At 59.9% G+C, this 16,635-nt stretch carries 14 protein-coding genes; 11 read left to right on the forward strand and 3 right to left on the reverse strand.

The window, feature by feature from the left end; genetic code table 11:
- The first annotated feature begins 21 nt into the window (after positions 1–21).
- The 6 genes from PMI11_RS34515 (at position 22) to ugpC (ending at position 6,456) form a co-directional block, all read left to right on the forward strand.
- Positions 22–1,278 (forward strand): ABC transporter substrate-binding protein, encoded by a 1,257-nt coding sequence (locus tag PMI11_RS34515; protein ID WP_007826900.1) that lies wholly within the window; start codon positions 22–24, stop codon positions 1,276–1,278.
- Entirely contained in the window at positions 1,275–2,192 is a 918-nt protein-coding gene (locus PMI11_RS34520) for a carbohydrate ABC transporter permease (protein WP_007826901.1), read from the forward strand. The genes PMI11_RS34515 and PMI11_RS34520 overlap by 4 nt, the downstream gene beginning before the upstream one ends.
- Entirely contained in the window at positions 2,192–3,049 is an 858-nt protein-coding gene (locus tag PMI11_RS34525; RefSeq protein WP_007826902.1) for a carbohydrate ABC transporter permease, read from the forward strand. Before PMI11_RS34520 ends, PMI11_RS34525 begins: the two co-directional genes overlap by 1 nt.
- 11 nt (positions 3,050–3,060) lie before the next feature.
- Complete coding sequence (locus PMI11_RS34530; RefSeq protein WP_007826903.1) at positions 3,061–4,017, forward strand: SIS domain-containing protein; 957 nt, start codon at positions 3,061–3,063, stop codon at positions 4,015–4,017.
- Positions 4,014–5,315, forward strand: a complete 1,302-nt coding sequence (locus PMI11_RS34535) for a D-tagatose-bisphosphate aldolase, class II, non-catalytic subunit (protein WP_007826904.1) — start codon at positions 4,014–4,016, stop codon at positions 5,313–5,315. Before PMI11_RS34530 ends, PMI11_RS34535 begins: the two co-directional genes overlap by 4 nt.
- Before the next feature lie 70 nt (positions 5,316–5,385).
- The gene (ugpC, locus tag PMI11_RS34540; RefSeq protein ID WP_007826906.1) at positions 5,386–6,456 is read left to right on the forward strand and encodes an ABC transporter ATP-binding protein; all 1,071 of its coding nucleotides are present in this window, start codon (positions 5,386–5,388) and stop codon (positions 6,454–6,456) included.
- A gap of 76 nt (positions 6,457–6,532) precedes the next feature.
- On the opposite strand, the gene PMI11_RS34545 is transcribed toward ugpC, so the two are convergent.
- Positions 6,533–8,761 carry a methyl-accepting chemotaxis protein gene (locus PMI11_RS34545; RefSeq protein WP_007826907.1) on the reverse strand — a complete coding sequence of 743 codons (2,229 nt, stop codon included), beginning with the start codon at positions 8,759–8,761 and terminating at the stop codon, positions 6,533–6,535.
- Between the two features lie 435 nt (positions 8,762–9,196).
- On the opposite strand from PMI11_RS34545, the gene PMI11_RS34550 reads away from it, so the two are divergent.
- Positions 9,197–10,336 (forward strand): helix-turn-helix transcriptional regulator, encoded by a 1,140-nt coding sequence (locus PMI11_RS34550; protein ID WP_007826908.1) that lies wholly within the window; start codon positions 9,197–9,199, stop codon positions 10,334–10,336.
- A 104-nt stretch (positions 10,337–10,440) separates the two neighbouring features.
- Here PMI11_RS34550 and PMI11_RS34555 read toward each other — a convergent pair whose 3' ends face one another.
- Entirely contained in the window at positions 10,441–10,854 is a 414-nt protein-coding gene (locus PMI11_RS34555; RefSeq protein WP_007826909.1) for a cupin domain-containing protein, read from the reverse strand.
- A gap of 244 nt (positions 10,855–11,098) precedes the next feature.
- Between PMI11_RS34555 and PMI11_RS34560 the strand changes: the two genes are divergently transcribed.
- The gene (locus PMI11_RS34560) at positions 11,099–12,289 is read left to right on the forward strand and encodes an MFS transporter (RefSeq protein WP_007826910.1); all 1,191 of its coding nucleotides are present in this window, start codon (positions 11,099–11,101) and stop codon (positions 12,287–12,289) included.
- A gap of 4 nt (positions 12,290–12,293) precedes the next feature.
- Here the strand turns inward: PMI11_RS34560 and PMI11_RS34565 are convergent, their stop codons facing one another.
- Entirely contained in the window at positions 12,294–13,322 is a 1,029-nt protein-coding gene (locus PMI11_RS34565) for a LacI family DNA-binding transcriptional regulator (protein ID WP_007826911.1), read from the reverse strand.
- Between the two features lie 180 nt (positions 13,323–13,502).
- On the opposite strand from PMI11_RS34565, the gene PMI11_RS34570 reads away from it, so the two are divergent.
- From PMI11_RS34570 to PMI11_RS34580, 3 genes are all read left to right on the forward strand, one after another.
- On the forward strand, positions 13,503–14,747 hold the full coding sequence (locus PMI11_RS34570; RefSeq protein ID WP_007826912.1) for an ABC transporter substrate-binding protein: 1,245 nt from the start codon (positions 13,503–13,505) through the stop codon (positions 14,745–14,747).
- Between the two features lie 77 nt (positions 14,748–14,824).
- Positions 14,825–15,751, forward strand: a complete 927-nt coding sequence (locus tag PMI11_RS34575; protein ID WP_037072681.1) for a carbohydrate ABC transporter permease — start codon at positions 14,825–14,827, stop codon at positions 15,749–15,751.
- A complete protein-coding gene (locus PMI11_RS34580; protein WP_007826916.1) occupies positions 15,751–16,620 on the forward strand; it encodes a carbohydrate ABC transporter permease in 870 nt (289 codons plus the stop codon). Before PMI11_RS34575 ends, PMI11_RS34580 begins: the two co-directional genes overlap by 1 nt.
- The last annotated feature ends 15 nt before the right edge of the window (positions 16,621–16,635 follow it).

The following is a 16,635-nucleotide window of genomic DNA, read 5'->3' on the forward strand; positions in this document are numbered from 1 at the left end:
ACGATAACGAAGGATGGGAACATGCGTAAATTCATATTGCCTTTGCTTGCCTCCGCCGCCCTTGCGATCGCCCTGCCTGCCCTGGCGGACGATGCCAAGCCGCTTGCCGGCCAGTCTATCACGGTGCTGATGCCATCGCCGCAGGGCGCCACGGTTGCGGCCGATTTTGAAGCCGAGACCGGCATTCATGTCGATCTCCAGACCCTCTCCTGGGACGATATCCGGCCGAAGCTGGTAACGGCGCTCGTCGCCGGCACGGCACCAGCCGATGTCACCGAATTCGACTGGTCATGGACGGGTCAGTTCAGCGCCGCCGGCTGGTACATGCCGCTGAACGACGTGATCGACAAGGATAGTGTCGATGATATTGGCGTCACCAAGATCTTCACCGTCGACGGTCAGTTGCTCGGCGTACCCTACACGAACGACTTCCGCGTCATGCTCGTCAACAAGAAGCATTTCACGGATGCCGGCATTACCGAAATGCCGAAGACGCTCGACGCGCTAGTCGAGGCAGCAAAGAAGATCAAGGAGAAGGGCATCTCCACCTATCCGATCGGCCTGCCGCTCTCGGCGACCGAAGGCGCCTCCACCAGCTGGTATCTGCTGACCAAGGCGTTCGGCGGCGAACTCTTCGACAAGGATTTCAAGCCGCTTTTCCTTACCGCCGATTCAGCCGGCTACAAGGCGCTCGCCTTCGAACTGAAGCTCTTGAAGGACGGTCTGGTCGATCCGGCCTCGACAGGCCTCAAGGACAGCCAGATCAACGAGAGCATGTTCGCCCAGGGGCTGACCAGCATCATGATCTCGGGTGAACCAGGTCGCCTGGGCCAGATGAACGATCCGAAGCAGTCCAAGGTCGCCGGCCAGGTGGAAGCGATCCTCGTGCCGACCGAAAGCGGTCAGACCCGCAGCTTCGGCCTTCCGGAAGCGCTCGCCATTCCAAATGTCTCGCAGAACAAGGAAGCGGCGGTCGCCTTCGTCAAATGGTTCACCAGCAAGGAGTTCCAGAAGAAGAATGCGGCAAACGGCTTCCTGCCGACACGGACTTCGGCGCTCGCCGAACTCAATACGGAAGGCAAGCTGACGAGCGGCGACGCACTTGTCGCACAGTCCAAGACCGTCGAGCCTTTGTTCCAGCAGGGAACGCCGCCGTGGTATCCGCAGTTTTCGAGCGCGGTGAACACGGCGATCAACAGCGCGGCAAAGGACCAGGTCACCGTCGATCAGGCCATGCAGAGCATCGCCGATGCAGCCAAGCAGGCGATGGCGCAATGACAACAGCCACCGCTGAAGGTGTCGCAGCCAAGCGTAGTGTCGGCCTCAACGCCGACACCATGCTCGGACTGCTGCTGGTGCTGCCGATCCTGGTGACGATGGCAGCTCTGGTCTTCTATCCGATGGGACGGACGGTCTGGGACTCGCTGCACCGGGTCAATCCGATGCAGGCCGGAACGCCCTTTGTCGGACTGGAAAATTACACACGCATGCTGTCGGACGGACAGCTGGCGACGACCTGGACGAATACCCTCATCTACGTCGTTCTCGCCGTCGCTGCCGAAACCATCTTCGGCGTGCTTGCCGCAGCGCTCATCAACCAGATGAAGGTCGGGCGCCAGTGGGTGCTTGCGGCTGTCATCCTGCCCTGGGCGCTCCCCGGCGTCGTCAACTCCGTCATCTGGCTATGGATCTATCAGCCCGGCGCCGGCCTGTTAAACGGCATCCTCGTCGCACTTGGCCTGCCTTTCGAAAACCATGTCTGGTTCAACGACCGGACGAGCGCGATCATCGCGGTCACCGTCGTGCATGTCTGGCGCATGATGCCGCTGACCATCGTCATCGTGCTTGCGGCCATGCAGAGCATCCCGGCACATCTCTATGAGGCTGCCCGCATCGACGGCGCGACGCGCGTGCAGATGTTCAGCCTGGTCACGCTCCCGCTCGTGCGCAGCGCAATCGCCGTTGCCATGACGAACGCGACGGTCAATGCCTTCAACCTTTTCGACGAGGCCTGGGTGCTGGCTGGATCAAGCCTCGAAACGCGGCCGATCCTCGTGCAGATCTATCTCGAGACGTTCCAGAACCTTCGCTTCTCCTACGGGATGGCTCTGTCGGTGGTCATCACGCTGGTGTCGCTGCTCGTCTCGCTCGTCTACGTCCTGCGCGTCTATCGCAACACACGGTTCGACTGATGAAACCAACCATTCTCTATCGCCTGATGATTTGGGTCGGTCTTGCGGTGCTGCTGATCTGGTCGCTTGGCCCGATCTACTGGACGATCGCAAGTTCCGTGACACCAACGGAAGACTTTTCCACGCGGCCGATCCATTTCTTCCCGCAGCATTTCACGCTCGACCATTATTCGCGCCTGCTCGGCATCAACATTGCGCGAATCGGCGGGGTGGAGGTGTGGAAGCAGTTCCGTGCAGCGCTGCTCAACAGCGTGATCACGTCTGCAGCTGCCACGGCTCTCTGCGTCGCGATCTCGGCGCTTGGCGCCTATGCATTCACCCGGATGCGCTTTCCCGGGCGTCAGCTTCTGTTTGGCGCTGTCGTCGCGACGTTGGCCATCCCTGCTTATGCGGTACTGATCCCGCTCTATCAGATCATGATCAGGATGCATCTGGTCGATACCTATACCGGCGTCTCGCTGATCTATGTCTCGGCCTATCTGCCGCTCTCCCTCTGGCTGTTGCGCAGCGTCTTCGAGCAGCTTCCGATCGCGCTCGAAGAGGCGGCACAGCTTGATGGCGCGGGTCGCCTCTTCATCTTCTTCCACATCGTGCTGCCACTCGCCGGACCCGGCCTGACGGCGGCCGCTATCCTCACCTTCCTGGGGGCGTGGGGTCAGTACCTCGTTCCCCTCATCTTCTCACCGCAGGCGACGAAACCCCTGACGGTTCTCATTCCTGAATTCGTCACCAAGAACTTCATCGACTACGGGCTGATCACGGCAAGCGGATCGATTGCGATCGTCATCCCTGCCCTGGTCGTCATCTTCCTCAACCGGTACCTCGTCAGCGGTCTGCTGGCTGGTTCGGTCAAATAATCGGAGACATCATGAACACGACCGAAAAGGTAATCTTCGAACAGTTTCCCTATTGGGAAAAAGCCATCGGCTCGAATACGGCAAGCGACAAGGCGGACGACCTCCTCGTCTTCGTCGGCTGTGGCACCTCCTTCAACCTCGCTCTGTCTCTGGCCGCTTATGCCAACAGCCTCAAGCGCAAGGCGATCGCCGTTCCGGGAGCGGAATGGCTGAACCGTCCTTCTTACTTCTGGCCGGAATGGCAGAAGACCCATGTGGTCGCGCTCTCGCGTAGCGGCGAAACGACGGAAACGGTTGCCGCGGCAAAGGCAAGCCGCGCTGCCGGCGCCTTCGTGACCGCTGTGACCGTCGAGCCCAAAAGCACACTCGCCAAGAACTGTGACCAGCTGATCTGCTCTCCGACCCATCCCGAGGAAGGCATCGTCATGACGGTCTCGGCAAGCCTCATGGTGTTGCTCAGCCTGCAGCTGATCGGTCAGACCGTGCCTGCCTCGGCCGTCGCATCGGCACGTCAGCTCGCGAATACGCTCGACACCGCCCTGCCCGACATCATCGAGGATCGCTCTCACTTCGTTTTTCTCGGCGGCGGCCCCCTTTTCGGCATAGCGCTCGAAGGGGCGCTCAAGTTGATGGAAATGAGCCAGCTAATGACTCAGGCTTTCCATCCGCTCGAATACCGCCACGGGCCGATCAGCCTCGTCGACGAGAAGACGGCTGCCATAATGCTCTACAGCACGGACCAGAGACAAGCCGAGGCCAAGCTCGTCGGCGAGTTGCGCGAGAAAGGCGCCGTGGTCATCGGGTTCGGCGGCCCCGGCGATCTGGAGCTTCCTGTTGATGTCGAGCTGTCGCTTGCCGGTCTCGTCGTCCTGCCGGCGCTGCAGATCCTTGGCGAACGCGCAGCGCAAGCAAGACAGATTGATACCGTCTCGCCGCGTCATCTCACCAAGGTCGTCACACTCGTATGAGCGCCGTGATCGATCAAAACCGCCAGACCGCCCTGGCGAAACTGTTCGGCGAAAGAGGCCTGCCCCTGCCGCGCGGCATCACATCGGTATGCTCGGCTCATCCGCTGGTCATCGAGGCGACATTGCGACATGCGGCCCGGCGGGGTGATGTCGTCCTGATCGAAGCGACCTGCAACCAGGTCAATCAGGAAGGCGGTTATACGGGTATGAAGCCGGTGGACTTCCGGGCCTTCATCGAGCGTATCGCGACAGAGGTCGTCTTTCCGGCAAACCGCATCATTCTCGGCGGCGACCATCTCGGCCCGAACCCATGGCGAAAGCTTCCTGCCGAGGATGCGATGGCGCGTGCTGAGGCTATGGTGACGGCTTACGTCGAGGCCGGCTTCGAAAAACTGCATCTCGACACGTCGATGGGCTGCGCTGGCGAGCCCGTGGCGCTTGCCGACGAACTGACCGCCGCAAGAGCGGCACGTCTGGCGAAAGCTGCCGAAGAGGCTGCCCGTCGCAGCGGTCGACGTCTGCCGGTCTATGTCATTGGCACCGAGGTGCCGCCGCCCGGCGGTGCAACCCATGCACTGGACGAGTTGGAGATTACGCGGCGGGAAGCAGTTCTGAGGACGCTTGATGTTCACCGTCGGGCATTTGCCGAAGCCGGCGTCATTCCAGCTTTGGAGCGCGTTATCGCCATTGTCGTCCAGCCGGGAGTCGAGTTCGGCAACGCCAATGTCGCGCTCTACAAGCCCGACCGCGCGCAAAAGCTCATCTCGGCGCTTGATGGGATGAAGGGACTGCTTTTCGAAGCCCATTCCACCGACTATCAGCCGGCAGCCGCACTCTCGGCTCTGGTCGACGGCGGGTTTGCGATCCTGAAAGTCGGCCCCGGCCTGACCTTCGCACTGCGGGAGGCGCTCTACGGCCTCGATGCGATCGCCGGTATTCTTGGCGATGGTAGGCCAGGCAGCGGGCTGGCGGCGGCGATGGAAGAGATCATGCTCGCCGAGCCCAGCCACTGGGCTGGCCACTATGGTGGTACGGCTGATGAGCAGCGGTTGCAGCGGCATTTCAGCTATAGCGACCGCATCCGGTACTACTGGCCCGACACACGTGCGGCAGCAGCAGTCGACGAACTGCTCGCCCGGTTGCCCGACGAGATTCCGGAAACGCTGATCAGCCAGCATCTCGCCCGCCTCTACCCTGATGTGGTCGAAAAGCGTGTCGCTCCGAAAGCCCGCGATCTCTGCCTTGCCGCTGTTGATGCGGCGCTCGTTCCCTACGCCACCGCGACAGCGCCTCGATAAGCGAGGCGCTGCATATCGCTCTGCCCGAGCGAGCGCAGATCCGAAATCAGATTTTCAGCCGGAGACAGTTATGGCGTCCGTAAACGTGGCAAATGTCCGCAAGAACTATGGTCACTTCGAAGTATTGCACGGGGTCGACATCGATATCCGCGACGGAGAATTCGTCATCCTCGTCGGCCCTTCCGGCTGCGGCAAGTCGACCTTGCTGCGCATGATCGCAGGGCTTGAGGAAATCTCCGGTGGCAACGTCTCGATCGGCAGCAAGGTCGTCAACACTGTCGCTCCAAAGGAGCGCGACATTGCCATGGTCTTTCAATCATATGCACTATATCCGCATATGACGGTCGAAGCGAATATGGGATTTTCGCTGCGACTGGCGAAAGCGCCGAAGGAGCAGATCAAGGCGCGCGTCCGCGATGCGGCGCAGATTCTCGGCCTCGAACATCTGCTCGACCGCTATCCGAGAAATCTCTCCGGCGGTCAGCGTCAGCGTGTTGCCATGGGCCGTGCGATCGTGCGCCAGCCGCAAGTCTTCCTTTTCGACGAGCCTCTCTCCAATCTCGATGCCAAGCTTCGCGTGCAGATGCGCTCGGAGATCAAGCAGCTGCATCAGCGACTGAAAACGACGACCATCTATGTGACGCATGATCAGATCGAAGCCATGACCATGGCCGACCGGATCGTCGTCATGCGCGATGGTTACGTCGAGCAGATCGGTTCACCGCTTGATCTCTACGACCGGCCAGCCAATCTCTTTGTCGCCGGCTTCATCGGTTCGCCGGGCATGAATGTCATAAAAGGCAAGATCAGCGCGTCCGGACCGCTTGAATTCATCGCCGACGGAGGGGCGCACCTGCCGCTGCCAGAGGCTGCTGCGGCAGCACGCGGCGCGGAGGTGGTCTATGGCATCCGTCCGGAGCATCTTATCGTCAGCCAGGATGGCGTGAGCGCCGAGGTGACGGTCATCGAACCGACAGGCGCCGAGACCCAGATTAACGCGAAGCTAGGATCGGATCCCCTGGTGGCGACGGTGCGAGACCGGATTTCCCTGCAAGCCGGCGATACCGTCAGAATGATGCCGGATCTCACCAAACTGCATCTCTTCGACGCCAAAACCGAAAAGCGCCTGTCGATCGGCTAGCGGCTGCTTTGCGCCACCAAATAAAAACGGTGCGGCGATGATCGCCGCACCTTGTCTTGCTTTGACGGATCGAACCTCAGAACTCTTCCCAGTTGCCGCCCTTCGTATCAAGTGCGGCGTTTCCTGAGAATGCGGAGGCAATCTTGCGGCCGAGCGCCCGGGCGGGGGACGGCGCCGGTGCATCGTTTCGCCCGGCGCTACGAACAGGCGCCGAATGCGAAGCATAGCCTGCTTCGTTCAGTTTGAACTGAGCCAGAAGCTGGTTGAGCGATGCAACCTCCTTCGCAAGATTGTAGCTTGCAGCGGTCGACTCTTCGACCATGGCAGCGTTCTTCTGCGTGTCCTGGTCCATCTGATTGACGGCGGTGTTGATCTGGTCGAGGCCCAACGACTGCTCCTGCGATGCTTCGACGATCGCAGCAATATGACGGTTGATCTCCTGGACCTCCGAAACGATCGCCTGAAGCGCCTTGCCGGTATCGTCGACCAGCTGCACACCTGCGTGCACCTGCGCATTCGAGGCCGTGATCAGATCCTTGATCTCTCTGGCCGCCGTTGCGGAGCGCTGGGCCAGTTCACGCACCTCCTGCGCGACGACGGCAAAGCCCTTGCCGGCCTCGCCGGCGCGGGCTGCTTCAACGCCGGCATTGAGCGCCAGCAGGTTCGTCTGGAAGGCGATGTCGTCGATCACGCCGATGATATTGCCGATCTCACCGGAAGACTTGGAGATCTGCTCCATGGCGAGCACGGCCTTGCGGACCACCTCGCCAGAATGTTCGGCGCCGGTTTTGGCACGCGCCACGAGCTGGCCTACATCCTGGGCGCGTTTGCTGGAACCCTTGACGGTCGTGGTGATTTCTTCGAGAGCCGCAGCCGTTTCTTCGAGAGCCGCCGCCTGCTGCTCGGTACGCTTGGCGAGATCGTCGGCAGCCGACTTGATCTCGTTTGCTCCCGAATCGATGCCGCGGGCATTCTGCGAGACCCGGTTCAACGCGGATTGCAGCTTTTCGGCGGAGTCATTGAAATCGCTGCGGACGCCATCGAGCCTTGTCACGAAGGGCTGCGCGATACGGTAGGACACATCCCCTTCGGCAAGCTTTGACAGGCCGGCAGCGAGATTGTCGACGGCAAACTGCACATCGGCAGCGTCCTTCGCCTTTTCCTTCTCGCGCTCGATCTGCTCTTTTTCGCTCAAGCTGCGATTGGCTTCCGCCTCCTGTTCGAGGCGAACCCGCTCGATCGCGTTCTGCTTGAAGACCTGAACGGCACGGACCATAGCGCCGATTTCGTCAGGCCGGCCCTGACCTTCGACCTCGACATTGATATCACCTGCGGCCAGACGCGCCATTGTGCCTGTCGTCTTCTTCATGACCGACGCAATCGAACGCGCAAAGACGAGGAAACCGAGCAGCGAAATAAGCGAAACGACAACTGTGCCGATCCCAGCCATCCAGAGCGCCTGCTGCGATGCTTCGACGATTTCCGTCACATCGGAGCCGATTTCGAAGACACCGATCTTGCGACCGGAGAAATCTTCGAAGGGAATGGCGGTAACTTCATAGTCCTTGTTGCCGAGAACGGCATGGACACGGACGCGGTCGCCGTTGAAACCCGCCTGCAACTGCTCCTGGGTGAGGATTGTCTTGTCCCCGAAGGTCGAGGCCTGCGGCACAAATTTCCCGTCCTGCAGGATATGGACCGCAACTTCAGCATCGACGGATTTTGCAAGCGGCGCAAAATAGTCATTCGTCAGCGAGGTGCCGACATCGACGACGCCGACAGTCTTGCCGTCCTTGATAACGGGGGCTGAGGCAAACATGCTGACGGCGGTCCGCCCAGGTTCGATGCCTGCATTCAGTTTGCCCTGCGTCAGCGCCGCAACGATCATCTTGCGACGTCCCTTGAGGTCATCGCCGAAGGTGTCAGGCGTATGGATACGTGCGACCGCGAGGCCATCGCCATTGCTGAAGGTGATGAGCTGAAGGCCTTGCGCTTTGATCGCCGGCAGGCTGGCCGTGTATTTTGCAAGAATGGATGCCCGATCATTCTTGGCGATCAGATCAGCCGTTTCAGGCTCACCGGCAAGGGCTACTGCAAGCCCGGCAGCAGCGCGTTTCTGCGCATCCATATCGGTCTGGATGACGTGCAGGTCTGCCGAGAGCTCCTTCTGAAGCGATTGATCGCTCATCGCGCTCTGGCGATGCCAGGCAAGACCACCGATTGCTGCGCTCGCAAACAAAACGGCAGCGAACCCGTAGCCTGTGATGCGGATCCAAATCGGCCGCTTAATCTGTTCTTCGCTCATATCGTCCTCTCATGCGTCGAATACCCTAATTCTTGAGAGGAAAACTTGTTTTTTACTTAATTTTGAATGGTCAACATTATGGATACGACCTGCGGCACATATCGCCACCAGCGCTAACAAGCCGCGCTTTATCCCGCATAGATTGTGTCTATTTCCGTCGCTTGGGCGAGTTCGAAACTCGACACCCAAGGGATGGACGAACATCGACGAGGCGATACGCAGTATCGCCTCCCATGCCAAACCTATCGGCGTCCCATGGCAGGAACCGACCAGATGGCTCCAGATACGCGGCCTTATTCCTTGATAAGCCACGGAGTTTTCTATCATCACCCAATCGGGTGATGCTCAAGTATCAGTCTCTCCTCTAAAAGATTCGGTCAGACTAATATTCGGCTTCGGCCGCTCATATGACTTTACCAATCGAAAGACAGTCAAATGGAGCATGCGGATATTGTCGATGCCATCTATCGGGCCTCTGTAAACATACAGTTGTGGTCCAGCACGCTATGCGCGGTTGTAGACTATGTCGGGGCAACAGCCGGCAATATTGTCTATCAGGCCCCTGATGGAAAAAGCAGCTTTCTGATCCCCGGCCGGATGCGCGAAGATCTCAACGATCTCTATCTGCAACATTACGCCGGCAATCCCTATGCAAAGGCGTTCGAGAAAGTTCAGCCGGATCAGGTGGCGATCGGCAATGAGCTCATCGATGATGCCGCCGTTCGGCGCACCGCATACTATGCCGACATCTGCGCGCCTCAAAATATCTACAATCAGCTCTTCGTTCCTCACGCCAGCCTGCACGAACGCGGCGGTATCGGCGGGGTAGCGCTTTTTCTCTCCAAGGCTCAGGACGCCGAAAACACCCAGGCTGCCCGGAAGCTGCTGCAATTGACGCCGCATCTTTCCCGCTCGATAGAGCTCTCCCTTCATGTCGGAAGCATAAGGCGGGAAGCCAGCCTTCTGCAGCGGCTGCTTGAGGCTCTGCCCGATGCGGCCATGCTGCTCGATAGCCAAGGCGAAATCGTCCTGCTGAATTCCGCCGCCGAAGACATCCTGCGACGGGGCGACGGCCTTTCCATCAACAGGCATGAGCGCTCGGCGCTGCCAAGCATTTCCAGCAGCTCCAAGGCTCTGGCCCACGCGATACGGCAAGCCATCGAAATCGCAAGCGGAACCGCCACGCAATTGCAGGGTGCAGTCCAGATTCTCCGGCCGTCGGGCCAGCCGCCCTACCTCGCGCAGGTCACTCCGCTGCCGCCGAATTCCTTCGTCGCCTGGGATTCGGCAGATTCCGGCGCCCGCGTGCTTCTTCAGATCGTCGATGCGGAAAGCCGCGCCACCGGGCAGGCAGAACAGCTTCGCAACATCTTCAGCCTAACCGCCGCGGAAACGAAGGTGGCTGTGTTTGTCGGCTGCGGATTTTCGGTTCCAGAGACCGCCAGGATGCTTGCCCTGTCTCCCAACACTGTCAAAACGCATACAGCAAGGCTCCTGTCCAAGACGGGTGTGCGATCTCAAGCGGCATTTGCGCGATTGATGGCGTCCGTTCCAGCGTGGCCCGGCCAGCCCTGATCCCGTTTCCATCGCAGATTGAAAACGAGGGGCGTTGTAAAGCCGAAATTACGGGAAGGTGATGAGAGAACATCCCCTTCCAACTCAACACATAGACTTCTCGATCAGGGATCAGGCGTCGTCAGCTCCGTTTCCTTGGTATCGACGACGAATACGGCCAGAATTTTTGCCGGCTTCGTCTTGCTGGCATTCGCGCTTACCAAGTGATGATCGCCGGGTACTTCGATCCAGTTCTCACCGGTCTTGAAGACCTTTTCCTTGCCATCGTTCACCTTGCTTCTGATTTCACCCTCGATAACCGTCGCGTAGATGAAAGCGCTCTTCGCATGGGTATGCGCGGGATTATACCCGCCCGGCCCGTATTCAACGAGGACGCCGCGCATACTTTTGCCCGGGACGTTTGGCAATTCATGGTCGAAGACGACCGTGATCTTGGCATTGTGGGCCTTCTGAGCCGCGAGAGCCGGGGCTGCGGCAAGGGACAGCGCCAGCGCGGCAGTGGTCATGGACTTGAGCATCGTATCTTTCTCCTTTGAGGCTCGCTACGACCTGGGCAGGCTAAGTCCACGCACAAGGAAAGGTCAGATATACGATGGTTTAACGCCCTGCCCTGCGGCCGTCAGGACACAGTCCGAGAGTCTGTCAACAACCAGTTAAGGTTGTTGTTGCGGTTGCCGTCAACAAGATATATCTCGGAAATGCCACTCGAAATTGTCTTTTTCGCCATCGTTGCGATTGAGATCAAACTCCCGGAGCGATCGAATGCATATCCAGCCGCAACACCGGATTTACATCTGCTTCTTTCTCTTCGCCATTTCGATGGGAGCACTGCTTTCGCGGCTGCCCGACCTACAGGACGCCTTGGGCGTCAACAAGTCCGAACTCGGCCTCACGCTGATCGGCGCGGCGATCGGTGCGCTGATTTCCCTGACATTCGCGTCGCCGCTCATCGCGCACTTCGGCGCGCGCAAGACGGCGTTCCTGACGGTGCTCGGAACGTCCGCGCTGCTGGCGACCATTCCCTGGGCCAATGCCGCCTGGCTGGTTTTCTTCATCCTGTTCTGTGAGGGCTTGCTGGCCGGCGCCCTGGAGATCAATCTCAATGTCGAGATCGATCGCATCGAAGCCCAACTCGGCCGCGGCGTGATGAACAGGGCACATGGCTTCTGGAGCCTTGGATTCTTCCTGACCGCGCTCGTCGGCTCTGCCGTTCGTCAGGCGGGCGTGCCAATGCATCTGCATCTTGCGCTGACATTCACTTTTGTCTTGATCGTCGGCATTGTCGTCATCTCGGGCATAGAGAATGCGCCGGCCCGTGCCGGAGCCGAGCATGTAGAAGGCCCAAGTATCGCGCTGCCGACATGGGGGCTGATGCCACTTTGCGTGATCGGCATTGCCGCCTTTCTGGTGGAAGGCGCAGGTATCGACTGGTCGGCGATCTATATGCGTGACACCTTCGCGGTCGAACCCTTTATCGGCGGCCTTGGACTGACGCTATTCACCTTTTTCATGGCGGTCGCCCGACTGTTCGTCGATCCGCAAGTCGACCGATATGGTGCGCGCGCCGTCGCCACGTTTCTGCTGGTTCTCGCGGTGGTCGGGCTTTGCGCCGTCTGGCTTGCGCCACACCCCTATGTCGCGCTGTTCGGTTTTGCGCTGATGGGTGGCGGCTGCAGTGCGGTCTATCCGCTCGCCGTTTCTGCGGCGGCACAGCGAACTGATCGCCCAGCCCATCTCAACGTCGCAGCTCTCGGGCAGATGTCCTTCGTCGTATTTTTCCTGGCTCCGCCCCTTCTCGGCTTTGTCGCCGAACATGCCGGCATCAGAGTTTCCTACCTTGTCTGCCTGCCGATCATCGTCGCAGCCCTTTGTTTGACGAAGGCGTTGAGGCCGCGCGGCGTTGACAACAAGGAGGGTGCCGAGGACGAAGCCAGTCAGGCCGCATGCGGATAGATGATCAGCCCTGCCGGCCTCGGGCTTGATCGCCCTGGCCGGCAGACCGGCGAACGACGAGCGTACAGGGCAATCTCTCGACGCCAGGTTGGACCGGCTCACCTTTCGAGAGACCGAGGATCGCTAGCCCGGCCCGGTGACCAAGCTCCTTGAGCTCCATGTCGATGGTCGTCAGCGGCGGGCGTGTCTGCCTTGAGACGACTTCCCAATTGTCGAACCCTACGACCGCAACGTCGCCGGGGATGGAGACGTTTCTGTCGCGCAGCGCATCGATGACGCCGCGAGCGATCTCGTCGCTGCCACAGAAGATCGCATCCGGTTTGGCCCCCGATCGCGAGAATACCGTCTCGATCGCCGCATGCCCCCATTCTTCCGACCAGTCACCGAACATGACCTCGGCCCTCTGTCCAACGAGCTCCCGATAGGCCTCGGCGCGGATGCAGGCGGCGCGATAGTTCTGCTCGCCGGTAATATGCAGGATGCGCGTCCGACCGAGACCCTGGAGATGTTCGACAGCGAGCCGCGCGCCTTGAGCATCATCGGGATGAAAGCTGACGCTATCCGATGGCCCCTGCGCGAAGACATAGACCACCGGAATGCCTAATAGGGTCAGTTCCGGCGGTGGTTCCAGATCAATGCGCGTCGCGGTGAAGATGATGCCATCGACCTGACGGTCGCGCAGCGCTTCGAGATGCAGTCTTGCCAGTCTTGGATCATTGTTGGTGGCGCAAAGGAAGAGGGAGACGCCATGATCGACCAGCACTTCCGACACGCCCGACGCCATAGGTAGGGTCAAGCGCCCGTATGTATCATTGGTCAGCATGCCGATCGCATGGCTGCGCTTGGTCAACAACCCGCGCGCGAGCGCATTCGGTCGAAATCCGATCTCCTCAGCGATCCGTCGTACCTTGTCACGGGTCTCGGCATTGGTTCGCCCAGTACCATTCAGCGCGTTCGACGCCGTTGAAATACTGACCCCCGCAGCCTTCGCAACGTCACGGATCGTATGTCGGCCGCTACCAGATTCCTTCAAAATCGCACCCACTCAACTGGCTTGTTAAAACCTTTTAGCAGAAAAAAATTAGCTGCTAAAAGGTTTTAACAAAAAGATGGCCTTTTGATGCATACAGCCTGTCGACATAAAAAATTTTCTCCTTTAACGTCGCCTTCGTCTCGAGGCAGAGGAGCCTCGCATAAGAGAAGGGGAACCCACATGTTACATTTGAAAACCACGATTGCCGCTGTTGCGTTGCTGGCGAGCTCTTCTCTCGCCAGCGCCGAAGAAATCACGCTATGGGTGCGCACATCTTCGGGTGCCGTGCTTCAGGGCCTGGCCGAAAAATACAATGCTTCGCATTCCGACAAGGTTAACGTGACCCAGATCACCGCCGAGCAGATGGTGCCGAAGCTCGGCGCCGCAATTGCCGGCGGTGCAGCGCCTGATGGCGCGGTCCTCGATCTGATCTACCTGCCAACCTTTGCGGCCAATGACAGCCTTGAGGACATCAGCGATTTCGTCAAGGGCCTGCCCTATTCGGCAGCACTCAGCCCGTCGCACATCCGCCTTGCCACCTATGACGGAAAGGTCTACGGCGTGCCGGCGCTGCCGGATGCCTCGATCATCGCTTACAACACGGACCTCTTCAAGAAGGCCGGCCTCGACCCGAACAAGGCTCCGGCCTCTCTCGAGGAGATTGCCGCCGACGCCAAGAAGATCCATGCGCTCGACAAGGAAACCTACGGCTTCTACTTCGTCGCCAATTCCGGCAGCTGGCTGATTTACGACTTCCTGCCGCATCTATGGGCGGCCAATGCCGACGTGCTCTCCGATGATGGCCGCACGGCGACCGTCGACACGCCGGCGTTGCGTGACACCATTGCCGCCTATCGCGCCATGTGGAAGGAAGGTGCCATTCATCCGACCTCCCGTTCAGGCAACGGCAACAACGCCGTCGAAGCCTTCGCCTCCGGCAAGGTCGGCATCCTCATGACCGGCTCCTACATCGTCAACCTGCTGACCAGCAAATATCCTGACGTCAAGTTCGCCGTCGCTCCGATCCCCGGCCCGAAGGGCGGCGCATCGAGCTTTGCCGGCGGTGATACGGTGGCGCTCATCAAGGGTATCAGCGAGGAAAAGAAGAAGGTCGCGCTCGACTTCGTGAAATTCTATATGGAGCCCGAGCAGCAGGTCTATATTACCCAGGAATCCGGCATGCCGTCGCGCACGGACCTCGCCAAGGAAGCCTATGCCAAGTTCGACCCGCGCAACCTGATCGCCTACGATATCCTGGCCAAGGCGCGCACGCCCTACACCTTTTCCTCGGATGAGTTGTTCGTCAGCCGCACAGGCCCGTTCCTCAACCTGATCCAGGGCACGATCTTCGGCGATGATGTCGACGGCTCGATCAAGAAGGCGCAGGACGACTTCACCAAGATCCTCGACCGTACCAATCCGTAATTGCGTCTCAAGCGGGGCGGCCTTCCGCCCCGCTCCTTCCGCGGATTGCCGACGCGCGGTTTTGAAATCTTCGAGGAATGACAGTGGTCGACACGCCGACAACACACGCAAAACAGCCGATCTCCGGTGAGCCGGAGCCGAAGGGCTGGCTGGGACTGGCCTTCATCCTGCCCGGCTTCCTGTTCATCCTTGTGCTGTTTCTCGTTCCGCTCGCCATGACGATATGGATGAGCTTCTACAACTGGCCGCTGCTCGGCCGGAAAAAATTCATCGGTCTTGCCAACTACGGCGAGCTGCTAGGCGACATGCAGCTCTGGCATTCGCTGGGCTTCACGATGCTCTATACCGTGCTGGTGACGGCCGCGATCTTCGCCGTCGCCTTTCCCTTGGCGCTGCTCGTCGATCGCCCGCTGCGCTCGGCAGGCTTTTTCCGCACCATTTTCTTCATGCCTGTCGTGATCGGCTTCGGCGCGGCCTCCACACTCTGGATGTGGCTGCTCAATCCCGACAGCGGCGTCTTCGCACAGGTCCTGCGTGGCATAGGTCTCATCAGCTCGGCACCGCGCCCGCTGGAAAGTTTCTGGCCGGCGATGGCCGTGATCATCCTGATGGTCGTCTGGAAAACCGCAGGCTTCACCATGGTCATTCTGCTGACCGGTCTGCAGGGCATCTCCAACGATGTCATCGAGGCCGCCAAGATCGACGGCGCCAGCGTCTTCAGCCGGTTCCGCCGCATTACCCTGCCGCTAATGCGCAATTCGCTGGTGCTGGCTCTGGTCCTCAATGTCACCTCCTCGATGCTCGCCTTCGACCAATTCTTCATCATCACCCAGGGTGGGCCGGAAAACAGCACGATCTCGGCGGTGTTCTCCATCTACCTGGCGTCCTTCTCATCCTATCGGCTCGGCTACGGTTCGGCGCTCTCCTTCGCGCTGCTGATCGTGCTGGTCGCCATCAGCGCCATTCAATTCGTGCTGCTGCGCGAGCGGCCGGAGGAAGGCTAATGACCGTGACCCCATCCAAGACGAACACCAATCCGCGGGGCGGCCAGACGGGCTACCTGCTCTTCCTGCTGGCATCGATCCTGTTGGCGATCTTCTTCATCATGCCGATCGTCTGGTCGCTCGCCAACTCCTTCAAGCCGGCTGCCGAGGCGCTCGCCAACCCGGCTGCGCTGTTTTCCAAGACCTTTTCGCTGGAAAATTACCGGCGGCTCGAGAACGTTGGCGCCGGTTGGTATGTGTACGCTGCCAATTCCGTGATGATCGCCGTCGGCACGGTTGTGCTGACGGTCGTCGTCTCCGTGCCGGCCGGCTACGGCTTCTCCAAGTTCCGGTTTCCCGGCCAGTCGCTCCTCTTCGTGCTGATCATGGCGACGATGATGATCCCGTTCCAGTCGATCCTGACGCCGCTGTTCCTGATCCTGAAGCTTCTCGGGCTGCAGAACAACCTGTTCGGTCTGGTGCTGATCTACGTCACCTTCCAGCTGCCGTTTTCCGTCTTCATGATGCGCAATGCCTTTGATGCCGTGCCGAAGGCGCTGATCGAGGCGGCGCGCATCGACGGCGCCTCGCAGGCGACAATCCTGCGCCGCATCATGCTGCCGATTGCGCTGCCTGGCGTGGCGACGGTGGCGATGTTCGCCTTCCTCAATTCGTGGAACGAGTTCCTCGCCGCGCTCATCTTCCTGTCGGACCAGAACAAGTTCACGCTACCGATCATGCTGGTGAACGTGTCCTCCGGCCTTTACGGCATCATCGACTGGGGCGCACTGCAGGCCGGCATCGTGGTGACCATGATCCCCTGCATCATCCTCTTCCTTCTTCTGCAACGCTATTATGTGCGCGGCCTGACGGCCGGCGCCGTGAAATGAGAAGCGGCCCGTCCG

Source organism: Rhizobium sp. CF142, assembly GCF_000281145.1.
GTDB lineage: Bacteria > Pseudomonadota > Alphaproteobacteria > Rhizobiales > Rhizobiaceae > Rhizobium.